We start from the raw sequence: 21,645 nt of genomic DNA, 5'->3' as shown, positions 1-21,645 counted from the left end.
CTATTTTTATTTTTTCGGCATGAACAAAATGCCTAAACTAATAACACAAAAACTAAGTATTTGCTGTATTGACAGGCCAAATAGAACCGAGTTTTGTTCACTAATAAGCGAAATAACAATATGAGCAGTCCCCTCACAAATTAGAAAAACACTTATATTTTTTCCAGTTCCTAATCTTTCATTTTTCATCCATAACAAACCAATTACACAAAGGGCGAGGATGATCTCGTATGCGAAAATAGGATGATATAAAAATTTAGATTCATATATTTTCATTCCCCATGGTAGTGTCGTTTGTACACCTACTTCTCGATGGAATAGAAAATAAAAGATACTGCTCACGCACAATGCAAAAGGCAATGCATCAAGTAAAATATGAAGCAAAAATTGCTCCTTTTTACTTTTCCAAACAATGTATGCACTCGCAATTATGCCCCCTATTAAAATGTGCTGCATGCTTCCTACAGCTAGTAATGCTTGCAATGGCGACCTAAAAGCCCATACTGGATTTAAAATTGCCGGTGCAAATTTCCATACAAATACGATAATAAGAAACGCATTTGTTACAGCATCCATCATTTTTTCATACGGTACATTTTGATGCTTCATCTTTCGTTTCATCAGCATAAATCCAAATAGACTTCCAATTATAAGAGATACGGGTTGTAACCTCATGATCCACTCCATCGCTGCAAAATCCCCTCTTAACCCTCAATTAATTTTTGAAATTTCTTTTCTAATTGATCTGGAGGTAATACCCCTCGTACATGATCTACTATAATTCCATCTTTATTAACAAAAAATGTCGTTGGTAAAGAAAATACTTTATAATCTAATCCAGCTACTCCATCCATATCTAGAAGAACTGGAAACTCAAATCCATAGCGATCCGCAAATGCAGTTGCTTCTTGTACTGGGTCACTAACAGTTGCATTTACTGCAAAGATTTCAATATCCTTTTTATATTTGTCATAAAAACGAACTAAGTCAGGTGCCTCCATTTCACATGGTCCACACCACGATGCCCAAAAATTAATAATATATGGTTTTCCCTTCGCATCATTTAGCGAATACAACTTTCCATCTAATCCTTTTAATGTTATATTTGGTGCTTTAAACCCTATTTGTGGTAATACTTCTTTCTCTTTTAACTCCGCTTGTTTCGCTTTTCTTTCCTTTTCTTCTTTCTTTGAATTATAAAAGTTAACACCCGCCCAAACGAGTGCTCCTACTAATATAATAGCAATTAGTTTCTTCACTTTTCTTCCTCCTCATTTTTTAAAATCCTGTAAATCCACCAAATAGGCGAATAAAGAACGCTGTAATTTTCGTCATTTGATTTGTATACAATAAAACACCTGTTACAATCATCATTACGCCGCCAATTTTCATCATGACATTGGCATATGTAACAATCCATTTTACCTTCCCAATAAAGAATGCCATCACGAAAAATGGAACCGCAAACCCAAGAGTATACGCTGTAATATAAAGAAGTGCCCCTTCAGGATTCGTCGCGCCAAGCATGAGTACAGCTGAAAATATCGGCCCAACACATGGCGTCCATCCCGCTGCATATGTCATACCGACTAATATCGAACGAATATATCCAGTCGATTTACTTCTATACTGCACCTTTTTCTCTGCCATAAGCCACTTAGGCTGAAACAATCCAGTCATAAATAACCCCATCAAAACAATAAAAACCCCACCAATTTGTTGAATCAATTTTTGGTTAGATGAGAATGTTATTCCAATCCAGCTTACCGACAAACCTAACGCATAAAATATAACCGAAAATCCAATCATAAAAAATACGGTATGTATAATCGCTGATTTTTGCATAATCCCACGATTCTCTTTTAAATCTTGAATTGAAACACCTGTAATATAAGATAAATAAGATGGATATAGAGGTAAAGAGCATGGCGATATAAATGACAATACTCCCGCCCCAGCTACAAGCCAAATTGTTAAATCTGCTGCGTTCATTTTATTCCCCCTAAAAACACTACACCTAGTAGTGTTAATTGTTAAAAAAAGAGGCTATATGCACTCTCCGACAATAAGTACAATCGACATACAGAATAAACCTAGCGTTACATATACCGAATTTGTATGTAACGGGATAGTAAGCTTCACAACTTTTTCATTTAACACTTGCTCAATTCGTAAATTTATTGCTGTTTTTGCAAATGAAGCTGTCACACATCGATTTTCCATTGTCTTTATTTTAATTAATTTTAATAACGCGCTACCTAACTCGAATGAGGATTTCATTTTTTGCATCGCATATTTATCTGCTGCTAACTCTTGATACGTATGGTATCGCTGTAGCAGCCCTTTTAATATCGGGATGTACAACATTCCTTCTGCTAATAACGTAAAACAAAATAATTTTAGTGGATCCCGATTGTTTTGATGATATTCTTCATGAAAAACAATCGCATCAATTTCTTCCTCTGAAAACGTGTGAATTATCCCTTCTGACATGACAACTTTCGGACGAAATAATCCAATTGTAAATGCTGCAATTTCCTCGGTCGGTAATATATATATTTGTTTTCCTTTTCTAATAAAAGGTACAAGTATTTTTTGTAATTTTTTACTATAGAAAAATTGCCGCCAAACTCTTTTGCACACTATCAGTACAGTAAGTAATAATAATCCAGCTATTATGATACGAATCAACGATAGTTCTTTCATATGTTTTTCTAACTGAAACAAGCAAAACTTTGAAAGAAAGAACGCCTTATTTTGAAAAAGAAATGGATATGTAACGTAATACGTTAACATACAAAAAAAGAGAGTACTAACAATTACTGCTAACAATACGATTTTACGCATTTGCCATTTCATTTTATCGATCCTCTTTTTTTAACTGACTCAATTTATCTTCTAATTTTTTTAGTAAAGTCGGATCAGCCTGCTCTAACTCATCTAACATATGATTTACAACTAAATCTCCAAATTCCCCCATTAATTCCTGCGTCATTTTCTTCGTTTGATTGGATAAGAATTCTTCTTTTGTTTGTACAGCATGATATATGCCACTTCTTCTCACAGTCTGTTTTTCTAAGTGTAGTTTCTCTACTAACCTGTTCATAACTGTCATAACAGTATTAAAGTTCACCGGTGATTCTTCACTTAATTTCTGCTGTACTTCTTTAATGGTAATACCTTCAGTGGACCAAACAATCTCCATTATTTTCGCTTCAAGTGGTCCAAAGAAGTGATTTAACCCTTGCTCATTTAACTTATAATTTTGAGTAAACATAGTATGGCTCCTTTCACACTACAGATTGTAGTACAAATTAAATGAAAGGTCAAACACGAATGATATAAACTGCTATCCACTAATTATGAATATCCATTCATTGTAAACCTAACTTCTCTCCAAATGTATCAAATAGATACTGCTCTAATATTTGTACACTAAACTTCTCATTACGCCCAAGTGCAAATAATTCCCGATTTTTCGCTACGATAGTGTCTAACGGAATAGCTACATTATCCACTATTTTTGTAATTTCAATTATATTACTTTTCACATTGACTTCCGTTTTAAATTCAACATTCTCCAATACTATATGTGAACGTCTTCCTGATGCAAAAAAAGTAAAGTTAGGATTTTTAACGACGCCAATTTCACTCTCTAATGCATATAAATAATGAAAAATTATATCTCTATGTCCATCTTTTATTACTTTTTCATCCTTCTCATCATCTAAGTATTCTTTCAACTTCGTTGTAAATTCAAATCGAAAATCCACTTTTTTCACGCTCCTTTTTTCATTCTATACCGAATAAATATATTAATATAATTTTACCATATTGTAATACAAGTTCCTATAAAAAGTAAAAAATACGTTTGTAAAATCCCTAGTATTTCCGACGCCTTTATAAAATATATACACTCATTCAATATTAATTAATGAGTCGTTATATCCATTTAACCATATTGTTTCCATATTTTGAAACAATAGTATGCAATATTATATATCAATAAACTGTTTCTAATTCATCACTCTATATAATCATCATTCCCTTTACTATTCCAATATATTTAAACTGTATTTTCTCTTTATTCATTACATTAGAGAAGGAATGTAACTCTCTTCTATCGAATTTTTACATAACAAAAATGATTAGGTGGTGCTTTACTATGAAATTAGCTGTCATTGGTGGTGGTGATTTACAAGATTTAAATCACTTTCATATTAATGAACGACTTATAGAATTAACAAATAAACAGTACCCAAAAATATTATTCATTCCAACAGCTAGTCATGATGATGAAAGCTATATAAAATTATTTTTAGACACGTTTGAAAACCAATTCCATTGTGATGTACAAATTTTACGTACAATAACCGATATGCCTTCTAAATATGAAATAGATGAGATGATTCATTCAGCCGATTTCATTTACCTTGGTGGTGGAAACTATGTTGAAATGCTTACACAATGGAAAGAACATAAACTAGATGAGAAATTACTATTGGCTCTCGAGCAAGGAACACTCATTGCAGGGTATAGTGCTGGTGCTATGTGTTGGTTCACATCTAGTATCCGATCAGATTATGAAGGTTCTGGTTATGTAGAAAGTAACGGCTGGGGGATTGTTAACAAAAGGTTTTGCCCACATTATAATCAATTAAATAGAATGAATGCTTTTCATTCCTTTTTACAAAATCACCAAGGTAATATAGAGGGGATTGCACTAGAAGATGATTGCGCTTTATATATTACAGAAGAATCCTTTGAAATTATCGGTGCACCAGAAAAAGCGTGGGAGTTTTATATGAGTGATAAAAAACTTATTAGACAACATTTTGATATCACTTTAAAAAGCTATTTATAAAGTGAAACTTTAATCAGTGGGGGTTTTCTTCATCCCCACTAATTATTAGCCCTCATCAATCAGGCTTTTGCGAGATAAACATACGCTTCAAAAAAATGTCCCTAAGTATAATAACTTAGGGACATTTTCACTATTTAACTAACTAATCGTGTAATTCGTTTCTTCTGCCATGAAAGCTTATAATATGCATACTGTAATATGAGACTAACAATAAATGCTGCTGGGTATCCAATCCATATCCCTTCAATTCCAAGGCTTGTATGGTAAGAAAGATAATATGCTACTGGTACTTCAACTAGCCAAATTGATACAACACCAATAACAGTTGGCCATAATACTGTACCACTCGCTCGCATTGTCGCACTAATAATTTGTGCATGACCGAAAATTAAATAACTCCATAATGTAATCATAACTAAACTATGAGCAATATCAATTGTAGTTTGACTCGTTAAAAATAGTGATAAAATGTCTCTTGAGAACAAGTAAATAAGAGATATTAACATACCACCGATAACATAGTTCATAATAATTCCAGCCTTTACAACTTTCTGCAATCGATCAAATTGATTTGCACCAATTGATTGTGCCGCAAAAATAGAGACTGTAATGCCAAGGCTAACGGCTGGCATTTGTACATAACTGGCAACTTGATTCACGACGCCATAAGCAGCTGTTGCATCCGAACCATAACGATTTACAAACGCGATTACCGCAATTTCAGATAATGAAACTAATATCATATTAATACTCGCTGGAATACCGAGTCGTAGCAATAGCTTTAACAACTCACCATCCATTCGAAGGTATTTCCTTACCGTTCCATCTAGTTGTAGTGGATGATTTTTCTTCTTTAAATACACTAGCATGACAATAAACGTAATAACTGTCGATATAACAGAAGCATATGCTGCTCCATACACATCTAATTTCGGAGCTCCTAACCAGCCAAAAATAAGAATTGGTAATAAGATCATATTTAGCGCTGTACTTACAATTAAAAAGTAAAATGGCGTTTTAGAATCTCCTGTCCCTCTCATAAATGTTGTGTATGCAAAATATAAAAATAATACTGGCATCGATATAAATAAAATTCTTGCATAATGTACACTTATTTCAATTATATTTTCTGGCGTTCCCATTAGACGCATAATATCCATTGCAAAAATACTGCCTATTATCGCCAATGCAACTCCGATAATAAACGTAAATGTAAGTGTCGTACCAACGATAGCTTTTAAACGATCTTCATTTTTAGCGCCAAACGCCTGACCAATTAAAATAGAACTACCCGACCCAATTCCAATTACGAATGAAACGAGTAGGAAAAATAACGGAAAGAATGCTGATATAGCTGCTAAATCATTGACACCAAGCCATCTCCCTACTACGACCATACCAAATAATTGTCCAACTGATTGAAGTACATTACTTAATAATAACGGTACTAAAAACATAGACATCGATTTCCAAATCGGTTTACTCTCACTTTCTAACTTATGTGACTCCACACCTTCTTTATTGTTATCTGTAGGTGGTTTCAAATTACATTTCTCCTTTTATTAAAAATCTTTTTTCCATCTCTATCTCTTTGTATAGTTGTTATAATGATTTGCTTCTATTCATTTTCTTTCCGCATTATTATAACTTCACCCAATATTGACTTCCATCTACTGTTCTATCTAAAAATCCATATTCAATTAAATATCTTCTTAAAGTCACGAAATCTGGATATACATTTTCTAAAATTGTATTCACTTCTTTTTCGGAATACTTTTGATTACTATCAAACTTTTTCACTAAGTGACGTAATATAATTAATTTACGCTTTTGCTTCTTCGGAAATTTAGAAAGCGGCCCATCTAATCCATCTATAAAATGAGTTTTTAATACTTCATCATTTTCTTCTTCCGTAATATTATATCGATCATCCACCATCGTTGCTGTTCTATGAATTGGTACAAATTTCGTTTGTACCTTCGATTTTTCTTCTGATAATTCCATTAACGCTAAAAATACTTTTGCTTGCTTCATCTTCTCTCGCAATGTAAAACGATGATTACGAATCGTCGATGTGCTACCGCCGTCCATCTCTTTTACAATTTCTTTATCATTCAGTCCCATATGGAAAAACTGAACCATCTTCTTTTGTAAATCGGTTAAACCAGTAAACTTCTTATCAAGATTTAATAAATAATCAAACATAGACGTATGCTCACTATGCATATGCAATTGGACAAACTTCTCTGCTTCATACAAAACTTGATTATGTTGATAAATAACTCCTTTAATAAACGCTTCTCCACATGCTAAACAAATATACTCCTCTGCTTCCTCATCAAACACATACCCTTTTTTCAATTCCTCTACCGACGCATCCCAAAACTTCTCTGAAATATCGTTCACACTAAACACTCCTTCAAAATGTTTATTTAAAAACAAACAAATTACAATTACGTTTATTATCACTTCATCATCTTAACATACAGAAATCAGACATTTCAATGTTTCGTTTACCTATTTTGCAAACTTTTATAAAATCATCTATAAATTTCTCAAATAACCGCTAACTATAATGAAATTATTATTCCATGGAGAAACTGTAATAACTTAATTAAAGTGATATCCGAAATGAAACAAACCCTCTATTTACCCCCTATCAAATATTCCATTTTAACTACAAAAAAGGCGCTTCCTTTTATGGAAGCACCCTTTCATCTTTTATATTTTTTGTAAACAACCTCTACTAAAACTTTACTTGTCTCTATAAATACATGTTTTCGGTTTCCATCCTCAACCATTTTATTTGAACAGCCACTCATAATCATTATACAACTAAATATGACTAGCGCTACATTTCTATTCTTATAAGCCACTTCATGCCACTCCACTATAAAAAAACTTCATTTACATTTATCCTATCAAAAAATTTTACACGAATAACAAACCCAAAAAATATGCAATCTTGCATATTTTCGCGTTTCATTAAGATATTGTGATTTAATTTATTTAAAGAACACTTTTATCGAGGTGACTTACTTGAAATTTAAAGCAAAAAAAAATCCATTTCACGTCATTTTCATTATATTATTTATAATTATTTTTTTCATTTCACTATTCTTCCAAAATGAAAATTCTATTTTTTTTACTCTTATGATGCTGTTAAATATCGTGAATCTTTCTTCATTCTATTTTTCACACTATAATATAACGAAATCATCAATTGTTGTAAAACACGGTTTCATACTGCGCACTGAAATTCCATTTGAAGACATTCGTCACATTAAATACTCTGGCAAAAAACTCCGTTCAGAAAAATGGACTCGACAGCAATTAGAAATTGATTACAATTTATTTGATGCCGTGAAAACTTTCGTACCACAAGACGAAGAAAAATTCATTTCACTCTTAAAAGAGAACTGCCCACATATAAAAGTAATCCATTCGACCACTACCAAATAATATTTCAGAACTTACAGTTGTGCAGTTGAAGAAAACATAAAAAGGGATTAAAATTTATATGTGAGAAAGAAGCCCAGATTCGAAATTTCGAATCTGGGCTTCTTCTATTATTCTTTTGGAGCGATCATTTTTTTCGGATCTACAATTTCGTCAAATTGCTCTTCTGTTAATAATCCCGATTGCAATGCTGCCTCTTTTAAAGTTAAACCATCTTTATGAGCATGTTTTGCAATTTTCGCTGCATTTTCATACCCAATATGAGGGTTTAATGCTGTAACAAGCATTAATGAACGATTCACGTTTTCGTTAATTACTTCTTCATCCGCTTCAATACCAACTGCACAATTATCATTAAACGAAACAATTGCATCCGCTAATAAGTGCGCTGATTGTAAGAAGTTATAAGCAATAACTGGTTTAAATACGTTTAACTCAAAATTCCCTTGGCTCGCAGCAAATCCGATTGTTGTATCATTTCCCATCACTTGCGCCACAACCATTGTTAACGCCTCACTTTGTGTTGGGTTTACTTTACCTGGCATAATCGAGCTTCCTGGCTCATTTGCTGGAATAATAATTTCTCCAAGACCACTACGTGGACCACTTGCAAGCCAACGTACATCGTTAGCAATCTTCATTAAATCAGCCGCTAATGCCTTTAATGCACCATGAGTATATACAACTTCATCATGGCTCGTTAATGCATGGAACTTATTTGGTGCAGAAATAAAGTTCTTACCTGTAAATTGGCTAATTTCCTCAGATACCATATCACCAAATTTAGGATGAGCATTAATACCCGTTCCAACTGCAGTACCACCAATTGCTAACTCTTTCATATATGTATTGCTCTCAGCAATCATACGCTCAGTTTTTTCAAGCATACGGTGCCATCCACTAATTTCTTGTCCCAAAGTTAACGGTGTTGCATCTTGTAAATGTGTACGACCGATTTTTATAATATGTTCAAATGCAGTTGCTTTCTCTGCTAAAGTTTCTTTTAACTTCGTAATTGCTGGTAATACGTGATTTTCTACCGCAATTACACATGCTACATGAAGCGCTGTTGGAAATGTATCGTTTGAACTTTGAGACATGTTCACATCATCATTCGGATGAATATGTACGTCAGATCCCTTTTCTTTCAAAATTTGATTCCCGCGGTTTGCAATTACTTCATTCACATTCATGTTAGATTGTGTACCACTACCCGTTTGCCATACGACAAGTGGAAAATGCTCATTCCATTTCCCTTCAATCACTTCATCAGCAGCTTCCACAATTGCTTTTGCTTTCTCTTCTGATAACTTCCCTAGTTTTTGATTGCTAAGGGCCGCACTTTTCTTTAAAATCGCAAATGCTTTTACAATTTCAAGCGGCATTTGCTCTGTTCCAATTGGGAAGTTCTCTTTACTTCTTTGTGTTTGCGCTGCCCATAATTTATCAGCCGGAACTTTTATTTCTCCTAATGTGTCTCTTTCAATTCTGTACTCCATTTTTTCATCCCCTTGAAAATTTAATACCTACATTTCTTATATTAACAGACTTCCCTTCAAATGATAAGGATTCTCACTCGTATATATAAATATTTGATATTTATTTTTTAAAATTCCTCTTGACCTAAACTTAAGTTTAGGCTGTATCCTTTCCATTGTGACCTACTAAAAAGATACTGGAGGAATTCAATATGAAAAAATACGCTTTTGTAACAGGTGCAAATAAAGGAATTGGATATGAACTCGTTCGCCAATTAGCAGAGAAAGGCTATCACGTATTTTTAGGTGCTCGCAATGAACAACTTGGTCAAGAAGCTGTGAAATCTTTAAATATTTCCAACGTTTCTTATGTTCAAGTAGATATTTCAAATTCACAATCCATTCAAAAAGCAATGAAAAAAATGTATGAAACGACTGATCACTTAGATTTACTAATCAATAACGCAGGTATAGCACTAGACTTCAATACGCTACCTAGCAAATTAAATATTGAAACTTTACGTCAAGGATTTGAAATTAACTTTTTTGGAACTTTCCAAATGATGCAAGCCTTTTTACCATCATTAAAGAAGTCAAACAACAGCAAAATAATAAATGTAACAACTGACATGGCTTCACAAACAATGTTCGCTAATGGTGAAACACATCCAATTAATGCTTTAGGATATAATTCTTCAACAACAGCTATTAACGCTTTAACATTAGCTTTTAGCAAAGAATTTGGTACTAACGGTCCAGCAGTTTTCGGGGTAACACCTGGTTTTACAACTACCGACCTTAATGGAAATGCACCTGGTGGCCATACAACCAATGAAAGTGCTAAGATTATTATTAAATATGCATTAAGTGCAACAAACTATAATGGTAAAATATTAAATAAAAACGGAATTATACCCTGGTAACAAGAGGATGAATCGCATGTATTATACAATTGGTCAAGTCGCCAAAATGCACCACTTAACTATTTCTCAAATACATTATTACGATCGACAAGGACTGTTCCCTTTTCTTCAAAGAAATGAAAAAGGAGATCGAGTTTTTAACGAAGAAGCACTCAAATATTTAGAGATGATTTTATGTTTAAAAGAAACTGGTATGCCTATTCAAAAAATAAAACAATTTATTGACTGGTCCATGGATGGAGAATCTACTATCCTTCAACGATTAGAATTAATGAAACAACAAAAGATAAATGTTTTACAGCACATTCAAGATACTGAAAAGAACTTAAAAAAGATACAACAAAAAATCACTAAATATGAGCATGAAATAACCTCAATAGCTCAAAATACAAAATAAAAAAATCACCTTCTACAATGTGTAGAAGGTGATTTTTCATTTATGATGCTTGCTTTCCTTTATCCGCATCATCTACATACCAAATGAACTTGCCTGTATATCCGTAAATAACTGCTAAAATTAACGATACAAAACTTAACCACATAAATGGAATATATGATAACGTTGCTACCCCTAAAATACCAGCCATAAAAATACCATTATCCGACCATGGAACCATACCTGAAGTTAACGTTCCACCTACTTCTGAGTTACGTGCTAATACACGACGGTCTATTTTTAGTTTATCATAGCTATCTTCCATAATTTTCGGCGTTAAAATAAGTGATACGTACATCGCACAACCAAATACGTTCGCTAAAAATGCAACGATTAATGTAGACAACGTTACATTACCTGCAGAATTTAATTTCTTCTCAAATTTCGATACGATTACTTTAAGAACACCTAGCTTTTCAAGTAATCCACCAAAACCTAAGCCAAATATAATAACGGCTACTGAGCCAAGCATACCGTTAATTCCACCACGGTTTAATAACTTATCGACAAACTCAACACCAGATTGAATTGAGAATCCATTATAAGCTGTTCCAATTGCCTCCCCAAAGTTCATCCCTTGGAAAAGAGTTGCCCAAATTGCACCGATTAAAGCTCCCATTGCAATTGTTGGCATCGACGGTTTCTTCATTGCTAATAGAACGATAACAATGACCGCTGGAACAAGCATCCATATTTTAATATCAAATTGCTTTAATAAAGCTTCTTTTAAAAACTCTACTCGGTTCAAATCTACATTATCCCCGCCGTACATCCAGCCAGCTACAGTAAACATAATACTAGTAATAATATACGCTGGAACGTCTAATACAAGCATAGCTCGAACGTGAGCAATAACATCTACTTTTGCCATAGAAGCTGCAAGAACTGTACTATCAGAAAGTGGTGATAATTTATCTCCGAAATAAGCTCCCGAAAGAACTGCACCAGCAACAAGCGGAAGTGGTAATCCAAGCCCTTCACCAATCGCCATCATAGCTATACCAGCTGTTCCAACTGTTCCCCATGATGTTCCGGTCGCAATAGAAGTTATAGAACAAATAATTAAAGTTGCCAGTAAGAATATGCTTGGGTGGATAAATTCTAATCCATAATAAATTAATGTTGGTACAACCCCACCAGCAATCCATGTTCCAATTAAAGCCCCTACTGCAACTAAAATAAGAATAGCTTCTAATCCATTAGAAATTCCTTTTGTAATTGCATCTTGCAATTCTTGATAACGAAATCCTAACCTTAATCCAAGCGCAATAACTAAAAACCATGAAATAAACAGCGCTAATTGAATTGGGAGATCAAAAATCGTTTGGAAGGAAAAGACGACAGCAAGAAATAGCATTAAAAGAACGATAATTTCTGGTATCGATGGTAATCTTACACTTTTCATTTTTTTCTCTCCTTACAAGTCGATAACATGATGTATGTCGTCTTACATGTATGTAGTATACAATTAGCGAAGACAAAACAAAATTTTCATATTATTTCGATTTATTTTTCCAGTATAATATATTGGACACCTTTTCTATTGTAAAAGTAGATGTTACTTTTCGCAATGGAAAATATAAAAAATGTTACATTTTTATTTAGATAGAATAATCTAAGAATAACTTTTTTAATATTTGCCACAATAAGATTTTTTACTATTATCTTCACCTTTTAAGGACTACCATTTTTCTCCCCAAAAAAAGCACACATCATTAAAATGATGCATGCTCCACTTTTATTTATACAAATTTTGTATTTCTTCTTTATTTTTAAGTATCTCCGAAAACTTATCACTACACCCTTTTGGAAATAATACTCCGAGTCCGTATGAATGTCCAAACTGAAAATGAGGGTGCTTCGCCTTGATCTCATCCCAAAACTTATACACGCCAAAATCACCACTTCTCACTTCAATATCATGAAATAATACAATACCGTTTTTGGAAACTTTAGGTAACCACGTTTTATAATCATGAGAAACAGCTTCATACGTATGATAGCCATCAATATGCAAAAGATTTATCGTTTCATCTTGAAACTGATCTATAGCATCATCAAAAGTAGACCGAATTAATTTTCCTATATTAAGGTAGTTAGCGCTCACAACTTTTTCTACTATTTGAAAAACCCCTTCTCCATATGGACCTGTATGCCCATCTCCAGCCCAGGTATCTACAGCAAAACATTTTGTAGTTAACCCACCATCTTTTACTCCCTGACAAAAACTGAAGAAGGAAGCACCTAGATGTGTACCTAACTCAACTAAAGTTGCTGGTTTTTCAAATCGTACTAAGTCATATGCGAAATTTAAATGCCCACTCCACGCAGATTGTGACCGAATAATAGGACTAAATTTTTCAAAGTCAAACGATGGTTTATGAGTAACCCAGTTCATTGCATATCTCCTTATACACATATTTTTAACAAACCAAATTACTCTTATCTTTATTTTTTTTTCATTGCGATTATGATTATATTTCATAAAAATATGCAGAATTTATTCTTTTGAAATTCAATTAAAGATTCATTGTCTCGCCTTCACTTTAAGCCGGATGATTGTCAAAATGATTCCTAATACAGCAAAATTTTTATGGTATATTCCAACCTTAAATCGTAATCATTATGATTTATTATTGATTTTTCCTTTCCCATCATTTATTATAAAACGTAATTATTACGATTTGAAGGAGAGATTATTTCATGAAAAAAGTACCTATCACTGTATTAAGTGGTTTTTTAGGATCTGGAAAAACTACCTTACTACATCACATTTTGACTAATAAGAACAACTTAAAAGTAGCTGTTATCGTTAATGATATGAGCGAAGTAAACATTGATGCGTCCCTTATAAAAAAAGGTGGTTTTTCACGCACAGAGGAAAAACTAGTAGAAATTCAAAATGGTTGTATTTGTTGTACACTACGAGAAGATTTAATGATAGAAGTGAATCGTCTTGTTGAAAATGGTGATATTGACTATATAGTTATTGAATCTTCTGGTATAAGTGAGCCTATTCCAGTTGCCCAAACCTTTACTTATACAGATGAAGTTCTTAACATTGATTTAACGAAAAATTGTCACCTCGATACGATGGTTACAGTTGTAGATGCACATAGATTTTGGGATGATTTTGCAGATGGAGAAAGTTTGCTAGACCGAAAACAGGCAATCGATGAAACTGATACTCGGGAAGTTATTGATTTATTAATAGATCAAATTGAGTTTGCAAATGTAATTATTCTTAATAAGATAGACCTACTAGAAAAAGAAGATGTGATAGAACTCCATCATTTACTAAAGAAATTAAATCCTAGCGCCAAGGTTATTGAATCTTCATTTAGCAAAGTACCATTGCAAGAAGTTTTAAACACAAATTTATTTAATTATGAAGAGGCCAGTCAATCGGCTGGCTGGATGCAAGAATTAAATAGTGACCATCATACACCTGAAACGGAAGAATACGGTATTCATTCCTTTGTGTACCGTCGTAAATATCCTTTTCATCCTGAACGCTTTATGAATTGGCTAGAAAAATGGCCATTAGATGTTGTAAGAGCGAAAGGATTTTTCTGGCTCGCCTCTCGTAATACTATGATAGGGCTTCTATCACAAGCTGGTTCCTCTATTACAATTCAAGGTGCTGGTGAATGGATAGCGGCATTACCTGAGGCGGAAAAAAATCAAATCATTACAGAAGAACCAGAAGTATTGAAAAACTGGGATGAACAATATGGAGATCGAATAACTGAACTCGTATTTATCGGAATTGACATGGATCGTTCTTTAATTGAACAATCATTAGATAGTTGTCTATTAACAGAAAAAGAAATGAAACAAGATTGGAATAACTTTGTTGATCCTATTCCAGCTTTTACTTATACTTCATAACAAAGTGAAAAAAGGCTTCCGTAGCATGGAGCCTTTTTTCACTTTGTAGTACTCTTATTTAACATATTTGCTTTCATAAGAAACACCATTGTACCGAAAACAATTAAGGTAGCATATCCGACACCAACTACATCACCTATTTTTTCTAAGCCAAACGGTAATAGTATAGTAGCAACTCCGACTATATAGGAAAATACTCCTGAAAGCTTCGCTAATTTATTTTTATCTCCAACAAACGTTTCTTCTTGATATCCTGCCAACAAAAACAATCTCTTTTTCACATGTATTTGATACCCTAAAAAAATGATAAGTAATCCAACAAATAAACAAACCAAAAATCCTGCTAGCATTTCAATACCACCCTCTCTACAATATTTTACCACGTACAAAAAAAATTTCGTCTCCATTATTAATAACTTTTCATCTAATTAGAAGTTTCAGTTTATTGATGCTCTTTTTTGTGATATATTGCATATTGTATCCAATATATATTTTTGGAAGGAGGATTATATGTCTTATGGATCCAAATCGATTAAAAGGAATTATAATGGTCATAATCGGTGCTTGTTTATGGGGCTTGTCCGGAACAGCTGCGCAACAACTTTTTCAATATGAAAATGTTTCAACCGAATGGTTAGTTACGATCCGTTTGCTTATATCTGGGGTTATTCTACTCATTATTTCATCATTCGGAACGAGAAAAAAAGAGATTTTTGCCATCTGGAAGCAAAAATCCGACGCTAGTAAAATGATTTTGTTCGGTCTTTTCGGCATGCTTGCTGTACAGTATACGTACTTCGCCTCTATTAAAGAAGGAAACGCTGCTGTTGCAACTTTGTTACAATATTTAGCCCCTATATTTATCACTGTATACTTACTTTTCAAATGGAACGTTCGTCCATCAAAAATTGATTATATTTCAATTACACTCTCATTAGTAGGGACTTTTCTCTTATTAACAAACGGGTCTATGTATAACTTAGCTGTATCTACACCAGCTATCATTTGGGGCATTTTATCTGGACTATCTCTTGCATTTTATAGTTTGTATTCAAAAAAATTGTTAGAAAAGTGGTCTTCATCTGTTATCGTTGGCTGGGGTATGATTATTGGGGGTATTGGTGTAACGATTTTACACTTTGTTTCCACAAACGAATTCATTTTATTATCCACTATAAAGTATGTAAAACTAAGTACCCTCCCGCTCATTACATTTGTAGTCATTTTCGGGACACTCATAGCATTTTATTTGTACTTAGATAGTATAAGATACCTTACGCCGAAAGAAACAACGTTATTTGGTTGTACAGAGCCGCTCGCAGCTATTATTTCTTCCGTACTTATTTTGCACGTACCGTTTCAATCTTTTCAGTTATTAGGTGCTTTTTGTGTCATTGTAATGGTGCTTATATTAAGCCAAAAGCCGGATGAAGGAAAACCGAAGCTAAAACTTATGAGTAGAAAAAAACAAAACATACAATGAAAGGATTGAATTATTTATGCCTGTCCCTCAAAATTATAAAAAACCTGGAAGAGTTTCCGCAAAGTCACTCGTTTTAACCCAACTACAAGATTGGATTATAGAAGGTGTATTACAACCAGATGAAAAAATTAATGATGGGGAATTGGCGGAAGCACTAGGTGTAAGCAGAACACCAGTTAGAGAAGCTTTACAAATTTTAGAGCTTTCTGGGCTAGTAGAAATGATTCCCGGTCAAAAAACGAAAATTGCTCCTATTAAATTAGAAGACGTATCTATCATTTATGAGACGCTGGCCGGTCTTCACTCAATTATAGGAAAACAAGCACTTCAAAAAGTTACAGATGCTGATATTAAACTACTTTCCGAGATAAATGATACTTTTCAACAATCTATACATGAAAAAGATTCAAAAAAAGCTTTAAAACTAGATATACAATTTCACAATACAATTACTTCTATTGCTAAAAACCGATATATTGAACCTTTTCTAGAAAATATGCAGCTTCACGTTTTACGACTTGAATATTTGTTTTTCCAAAACTTTGTACCTGCAAGTCAATCTATTAAAGAACATCACTCTATCATTCAAGCACTTCAAAAGCAGGACGAAAAACAAATGGAACAAATGATGGCTCAAAACTGGCTCCGTCCCATGAAAGAAATACAAAAAATGATTTCTATGAAAGAATAAGAAAGCTGGTTACACAAAAATGTAACCAGCTCCCTCTTTACTAATCTATATGCTATGCCTGAATATTCGCGTAATCTTCAATATCTTCGTACTCTTTTTCCAATTCCTCTAAAGATAGCTCGTATAATTGTCTGTCGCGAATCTTAAACACCCCTGCTCCAATTAACTCATCAATTAAATGCCTCTTACGATTTTCAACAGCAAAACGGAGTTGACTACTCATCTTTTAAAAAACTCCTTTCTACGATCATTGAAAATGATAATCTTTATCAATTACCACTTTTGATTATAAAAGATGATTCTTAATAAGTAAAGTAATCTTATGAAATATTTACCTTACAAAGTATTTGTGGCCACATTATATATATGTATGCCCTGCGAAAAATGTTATGACACTTTTTCTGATCCTTTTTCTTTCATACTTTGCAAGTTGTCTCGCTATGATAAAACTCACCTTCCATTTCTACTTGGATGGTGACATGTTCTACATGAAACTTCTCCTTTAATACATCCGTAGCCTCTTTTAATACACTTTGCGTTTCATTACCTTTTATAATTAGGTGGCAAGTTAATACTTGAAAATCCGATGTGACAGACCATATGTGCAAATCATGAACTTCTTTTACAATCGCAATCGTTAATAATGTATTTTTCACCTCATCCATATCTATGTGCTGCGGTGCACCTTCCATTAATATATGGACTGTATCACGTGTTACACGCCACCCACTAATAACGACTAAAATAGACACAAGAATACTAGCAATTGCGTCTGCAACATTCCATCCTAAAAATTTAATAAGTAACGCAGCAATAATCGCTCCAACTGACCCTAATAGATCACCTAGTACGTGTAAGAAAGCACTTCTTAAGTTCAAATTACCTTTCACATCTCCGCCTCTCATTAATATCCAAGCTGATAAAATATTAATAAGCAAACCAAGTACAGCAATAATGAGCATCCCATTACTAGCAATCTCAACTGGTTCTTTAAAACGACGAATTGCTTCAATAAAAATGTATATAGAAATGACGATAAGAACGACACCGTTACATAATGCCGCTAACATTTCGACGCGCTTATACCCGTATGTTTTTGCAGTCGTCGCTGCTTTTTCTCCAAGCTTAAACGCAAGTAAACTTAAAGCCAAGGATACTGCATCACTTAACATATGCCCCGCGTCAGATAATAGTGCTAAACTATTTGTTACAAATCCGCCAATAACTTCAGCAACCATAAAGCTTGTTGTTAGTAAGAATGCAAGTAGTAACGCCTTTTTATTTTTAGAATGCCCGTGATCATGTGAATGTCCCATACTTATACTCCTTTAAGTGCCATATCTGTATGTTAGTATGAAACAAACTCCCCATCTTTATCCCGAATTGACCGCCCGTAACCCCCGCTTCCTCTGTATACACACTTCGCTACTTTTTAAACAATCCCTTTTTCTCAAATAAAAACAAGACTACTTCTTTTTTATTTTCATATTGTTTACTATTGAAAGAAATTTTAAGGAGGTTACGAAAATGAAACGTTTATTTCTCTGTATGGAGCGTGAACTTGTTGTAGTGAAAGAACAAGATGGTAACTACGAAACGACTTGTCACTTGCAAAATATGCAACCTACCTGTATTGCCGTTGATCCGTTCCAACAAAATCGTATATATTGCGGAACATTTGGACGAGGTTTATGGTTAAGCGACGATGGCGGAGATTCGTGGAGACCAATTGGGGATTCCTATCGCTACTTTGATTTCCCTAAAGAAGATGGTATTTTACACTCCTCTATCACTTCTATAACGATAAGCCCTAATGAACAAGTTAACGAATATGGAGTCGTTTATGTAGGGACTGAACCGAGCGCTTTATTCCGTTCAGAAAACGGTGGTGAAACATGGACGGAACTTAAAAATATGAAATCATTATTATCTTCTTATACGTGGGCTTTCCCGCCTAGACCTTTTACCCATCACGTACGCTGGATCACAGTTGATCCAAACAATCCAAATACAATTCACGTTTCAATCGAAGCTGGTGCTGTTATTCAAAGTAACGATAAAGGGCATACATGGATTGATAAAAAATTCGGTGCTCCTATCGACGCCCATCAATTACTCATGCACCCCGAAGCCCCCAATCGCCTTTATGCATCATGTGGTGACGGATTTATGGGCGGACCTGATCGTGCCTATCTTGAAAGTTATAACAGTGGAAACAGCTGGATCTCATGTAGTGAAGGACTTGAGCATCATTATTTATACAGCATGGCTATCGATCCAGCTGATTGCGATACTGTTCTCGTTTCTGCTGCGCCAAGTGCCGATCTCGCTCATCACCGTATTCCTTATGAATCTTATATATATCGAAAAACGAAAGATACTCCTTTTGAGCAAGTACAGCAAGGACTACCGTCTGCAATCGGTACAGTCATTTCGATGTTTGCGACAAATCCAGCAGAACCACATACGTTTTACACTTTAAATAACAATGGCGTCTTTCAATCCAATGATAGCGGCGAATCGTGGGAACAACTAAACATTCCGTGGAAAGATGAGTATAAAACGCAGCATCCGCATGCTTTACTCATAACTAGTTTTTAACGAAAAAGAGACTGCCTAATGTTTTTAGGCAGTCTCTCTTTTATTTCTTTAAATCAATTACAATATCATCTAACACAATACCCTTATTGCCTCCCAGTTTTCGAGACACGAAACTCTCCTTTACTTGTCCTCCAACTATTGTTACCGAACCATAATTTTCAGGAGTGTGAATTCTTAAATTAACGTGAGGCGTTATTATTAGCTTGGTTGCATTCTCATTGAGTTGTTGGAATGTTTTACTCCAATTAAAATTATAAGAATCCTCACCTGAGCCTCCATTTCCTTCCCCAGAATACTGATTACCTAAATCATCCCTCACTTCTAAATCGATATCCACTCCATCCCATACACCCCTTATTTCTTGAGATACTTCTTGATTGTAGTATAAAATAAACGACATTGGTGTTATTTCCATTCTCTCCATATTTACTTTTACACCATCTTTTTCTGTACTACCTCTAATCAATTGCTCTTTATTTTCTATTCCTCTTAGATTAATATTAAAATTCCAATCCCCTTTTATCGTTTCTTCTGTTTCTAAAATGTCTATACTTTTTATACTCCATTCAATGTTCACTGTAGTTTCTTTACTACTAACTAGATCGCTGCTTGTTTTTATTAAACCTGTATATTTTCTATCAGCGACTTTAGTAATTTCATTGCTTCCTGATTGGGCACCTGCTCCTTTAATAGTTAAAAAATCCAATGTACTTGGATTTTTGCCTAAATCTCTGTTACTTTCTATAGAGTAGTTTATTGATACTGTCTTCCCATCGAAAATCGCATCATTTACCGTTATCTTAATTCCATTGCTTTCTTTTATCATATTTAGTACTATAGCGTATTGTTTATAATTATTATGAAGCTCCGCCGTCTTCTCTACGTCAGCTTTATAATTTTCATATAACCCTGTTCTACCATTATCTAAAAATCGGAATATGTCCCCTACTATTGGTAGTCCTCCAGCGTATGTAGGAAATCCGATGCCAAGCATGGCAACCGATACGCCGACTAAAATAGATGCTGCAGCAACACCTTTTTTCCAACTTTTCATCTTTTTCTTCGTACGTATCGACTGTTTTAAGTTACGCTTCACTTTTTCTTTTTCAATTTCAGAAGTCCCAATTTCCTCAAGTTCTTTTTCATCTATATCAATATCATTTAATAGTTCATAAATATCTTTCATATTGCACTACCTCCAAAACTAATATTCGTAGCATTTTGTTGTAGTTTCTTTTTCCCACGGTACACGCGATTATCGATCGCTGCCCGAGTTAACCCTAACTTGTCTCCTATTTCTTCTGTCTTCATACCGAGAAGATATTTCATAATGAATACTTTTTGATCTAACGGTTCCAATTGATTAATAAGATTCAATAATTCTTCCCTATCTTCCATAACGATTAATTCGTCTTCTGCCGATTTTTTGGTACTAATATGAAACTCATCTGAAATGATTTCTACTTTTTTATTCGCTTTTCGGTAATAATCAATTGCTTTAAACTTTGCAATTGCCGCAATCCATTTTTTAAAGTCACTCGGCTCTCCATGAAATTTATTTGCGTTATTCCAAATGGAAAGAAATATATCATTTATGCATTCCTCCATCAATCCATCATTTTGAACTGGAAGAAGAACTTTATGCGTGATCCCCTTTATGAGTGGTAAGTATGTATCAACAACAAATTCTAAGGCATCTTCTTTTTGCCGCTGTAATCTTTTTATAAAATTTTTCTCATTTGATTTCATGTAGCGATTCCCCTTATTTTTTTGTAAAAGCTTTTACACCCTATATAACGTCCTGAAAAATGTTTTCTCT

24 protein-coding genes are annotated in these 21,645 nt (G+C 33.9%); 8 read left to right on the top strand and 16 right to left on the bottom strand.

The annotated features are described in order from the left end of the window. Window positions 1–6: 6 nt before the first annotated feature. The 6 genes from ACUN26_RS05345 to ACUN26_RS05320 form a co-directional block, all read right to left on the bottom strand. A complete protein-coding gene (locus ACUN26_RS05345) occupies window positions 7–687 on the bottom strand; it encodes a prolipoprotein diacylglyceryl transferase family protein (RefSeq protein ID WP_000454793.1) in 681 nt (226 codons plus the stop codon). 17 nt (window positions 688–704) lie between these two features. Further along, window positions 705–1,259 carry a TlpA family protein disulfide reductase gene (locus ACUN26_RS05340; RefSeq protein WP_000733179.1) on the bottom strand — a complete coding sequence of 185 codons (555 nt, stop codon included), beginning with the start codon at window positions 1,257–1,259 and terminating at the stop codon, window positions 705–707. Window positions 1,260–1,278: 19 nt separating this feature from the next. Beyond that, window positions 1,279–1,992: a cytochrome c-type biogenesis protein CcdA gene (ccdA, locus tag ACUN26_RS05335; protein ID WP_000990446.1), complete on the bottom strand. Its 714-nt coding sequence runs from the start codon at window positions 1,990–1,992 to the stop codon at window positions 1,279–1,281. Window positions 1,993–2,046: 54 nt separating this feature from the next. Beyond that, window positions 2,047–2,859, bottom strand: a complete 813-nt coding sequence (locus tag ACUN26_RS05330) for a M56 family metallopeptidase (protein WP_000871944.1) — start codon at window positions 2,857–2,859, stop codon at window positions 2,047–2,049. 1 nt (window position 2,860) lies between these two features. Further along, window positions 2,861–3,277 (bottom strand): BlaI/MecI/CopY family transcriptional regulator, encoded by a 417-nt coding sequence (locus ACUN26_RS05325; protein ID WP_000495072.1) that lies wholly within the window; start codon window positions 3,275–3,277, stop codon window positions 2,861–2,863. Between the two features lie 97 nt (window positions 3,278–3,374). Then, window positions 3,375–3,773 carry a DUF3942 family protein gene (locus tag ACUN26_RS05320; protein WP_000347531.1) on the bottom strand — a complete coding sequence of 133 codons (399 nt, stop codon included), beginning with the start codon at window positions 3,771–3,773 and terminating at the stop codon, window positions 3,375–3,377. Window positions 3,774–4,165: 392 nt separating this feature from the next. On the opposite strand from ACUN26_RS05320, the gene ACUN26_RS05315 reads away from it, so the two are divergent. Then, window positions 4,166–4,864 carry a peptidase E gene (locus ACUN26_RS05315; protein ID WP_000762103.1) on the top strand — a complete coding sequence of 233 codons (699 nt, stop codon included), beginning with the start codon at window positions 4,166–4,168 and terminating at the stop codon, window positions 4,862–4,864. Between the two features lie 134 nt (window positions 4,865–4,998). On the opposite strand, the gene ACUN26_RS05310 is transcribed toward ACUN26_RS05315, so the two are convergent. Both ACUN26_RS05310 and ACUN26_RS05305 read right to left on the bottom strand, forming a co-directional pair. Further along, a complete protein-coding gene (locus ACUN26_RS05310; RefSeq protein WP_000804166.1) occupies window positions 4,999–6,408 on the bottom strand; it encodes an MATE family efflux transporter in 1,410 nt (469 codons plus the stop codon). A 97-nt stretch (window positions 6,409–6,505) separates the two neighbouring features. Beyond that, window positions 6,506–7,270: a DUF2087 domain-containing protein gene (locus tag ACUN26_RS05305; protein WP_000997951.1), complete on the bottom strand. Its 765-nt coding sequence runs from the start codon at window positions 7,268–7,270 to the stop codon at window positions 6,506–6,508. Between the two features lie 633 nt (window positions 7,271–7,903). On the opposite strand from ACUN26_RS05305, the gene ACUN26_RS05300 reads away from it, so the two are divergent. After that, window positions 7,904–8,326, top strand: coding sequence for a PH domain-containing protein (locus tag ACUN26_RS05300; protein ID WP_000669052.1), 423 nt, complete (start codon window positions 7,904–7,906; stop codon window positions 8,324–8,326). 107 nt (window positions 8,327–8,433) lie between these two features. Here ACUN26_RS05300 and fumC read toward each other — a convergent pair whose 3' ends face one another. Then, complete coding sequence (gene fumC / locus ACUN26_RS05295) at window positions 8,434–9,822, bottom strand: class II fumarate hydratase (protein ID WP_000456622.1); 1,389 nt, start codon at window positions 9,820–9,822, stop codon at window positions 8,434–8,436. 191 nt (window positions 9,823–10,013) lie between these two features. Between fumC and ACUN26_RS05290 the strand changes: the two genes are divergently transcribed. Both ACUN26_RS05290 and ACUN26_RS05285 read left to right on the top strand, forming a co-directional pair. Continuing rightward, window positions 10,014–10,724, top strand: coding sequence for an SDR family NAD(P)-dependent oxidoreductase (locus ACUN26_RS05290; protein WP_000759569.1), 711 nt, complete (start codon window positions 10,014–10,016; stop codon window positions 10,722–10,724). A gap of 16 nt (window positions 10,725–10,740) precedes the next feature. Then, on the top strand, window positions 10,741–11,121 hold the full coding sequence (locus ACUN26_RS05285) for a MerR family transcriptional regulator (protein ID WP_000291852.1): 381 nt from the start codon (window positions 10,741–10,743) through the stop codon (window positions 11,119–11,121). 40 nt (window positions 11,122–11,161) lie between these two features. Here ACUN26_RS05285 and nhaC read toward each other — a convergent pair whose 3' ends face one another. Then, window positions 11,162–12,565 (bottom strand): Na+/H+ antiporter NhaC, encoded by a 1,404-nt coding sequence (gene nhaC / locus ACUN26_RS05280; protein ID WP_000843971.1) that lies wholly within the window; start codon window positions 12,563–12,565, stop codon window positions 11,162–11,164. Window positions 12,566–12,898: 333 nt separating this feature from the next. Then, complete coding sequence (locus tag ACUN26_RS05275) at window positions 12,899–13,558, bottom strand: class I SAM-dependent methyltransferase (RefSeq protein WP_001104663.1); 660 nt, start codon at window positions 13,556–13,558, stop codon at window positions 12,899–12,901. 305 nt (window positions 13,559–13,863) lie between these two features. Here ACUN26_RS05275 and ACUN26_RS05270 point away from each other — a divergent pair, with 305 nt between their 5' ends. Continuing rightward, on the top strand, window positions 13,864–15,051 hold the full coding sequence (locus tag ACUN26_RS05270; protein ID WP_000757683.1) for a GTP-binding protein: 1,188 nt from the start codon (window positions 13,864–13,866) through the stop codon (window positions 15,049–15,051). A 38-nt stretch (window positions 15,052–15,089) separates the two neighbouring features. Here ACUN26_RS05270 and ACUN26_RS05265 read toward each other — a convergent pair whose 3' ends face one another. Further along, complete coding sequence (locus ACUN26_RS05265; RefSeq protein ID WP_000879378.1) at window positions 15,090–15,401, bottom strand: DUF3784 domain-containing protein; 312 nt, start codon at window positions 15,399–15,401, stop codon at window positions 15,090–15,092. A gap of 167 nt (window positions 15,402–15,568) precedes the next feature. Between ACUN26_RS05265 and ACUN26_RS05260 the strand changes: the two genes are divergently transcribed. Continuing rightward, window positions 15,569–16,534 (top strand): DMT family transporter, encoded by a 966-nt coding sequence (locus ACUN26_RS05260; RefSeq protein ID WP_000371443.1) that lies wholly within the window; start codon window positions 15,569–15,571, stop codon window positions 16,532–16,534. A 16-nt stretch (window positions 16,535–16,550) separates the two neighbouring features. Continuing rightward, window positions 16,551–17,225 (top strand): GntR family transcriptional regulator, encoded by a 675-nt coding sequence (locus ACUN26_RS05255; protein WP_001145066.1) that lies wholly within the window; start codon window positions 16,551–16,553, stop codon window positions 17,223–17,225. A 52-nt stretch (window positions 17,226–17,277) separates the two neighbouring features. Here the strand turns inward: ACUN26_RS05255 and fbpA are convergent, their stop codons facing one another. Both fbpA and ACUN26_RS05245 read right to left on the bottom strand, forming a co-directional pair. Next, window positions 17,278–17,448: a Fur-regulated basic protein FbpA gene (gene fbpA / locus ACUN26_RS05250; RefSeq protein ID WP_000098300.1), complete on the bottom strand. Its 171-nt coding sequence runs from the start codon at window positions 17,446–17,448 to the stop codon at window positions 17,278–17,280. Window positions 17,449–17,641: 193 nt separating this feature from the next. After that, the gene (locus tag ACUN26_RS05245; protein ID WP_000510055.1) at window positions 17,642–18,541 is read right to left on the bottom strand and encodes a cation diffusion facilitator family transporter; all 900 of its coding nucleotides are present in this window, start codon (window positions 18,539–18,541) and stop codon (window positions 17,642–17,644) included. A gap of 211 nt (window positions 18,542–18,752) precedes the next feature. Between ACUN26_RS05245 and ACUN26_RS05240 the strand changes: the two genes are divergently transcribed. Beyond that, on the top strand, window positions 18,753–19,826 hold the full coding sequence (locus ACUN26_RS05240) for a WD40/YVTN/BNR-like repeat-containing protein (RefSeq protein ID WP_000825308.1): 1,074 nt from the start codon (window positions 18,753–18,755) through the stop codon (window positions 19,824–19,826). Window positions 19,827–19,866: 40 nt separating this feature from the next. Here ACUN26_RS05240 and ACUN26_RS05235 read toward each other — a convergent pair whose 3' ends face one another. Next, on the bottom strand, window positions 19,867–21,012 hold the full coding sequence (locus ACUN26_RS05235) for a DUF4179 domain-containing protein (protein WP_000653164.1): 1,146 nt from the start codon (window positions 21,010–21,012) through the stop codon (window positions 19,867–19,869). Beyond that, window positions 21,009–21,575 carry a sigma-70 family RNA polymerase sigma factor gene (locus tag ACUN26_RS05230; RefSeq protein WP_000840025.1) on the bottom strand — a complete coding sequence of 189 codons (567 nt, stop codon included), beginning with the start codon at window positions 21,573–21,575 and terminating at the stop codon, window positions 21,009–21,011. The genes ACUN26_RS05235 and ACUN26_RS05230 overlap by 4 nt, the downstream gene beginning before the upstream one ends. Window positions 21,576–21,645 lie beyond the last annotated feature (70 nt).

The organism is Bacillus sp. WC2503 (assembly GCF_052682895.1).
Note: the sequence above shows the minus strand (reverse complement) of the source record. Positions and strands in the feature narration are given on the sequence as shown.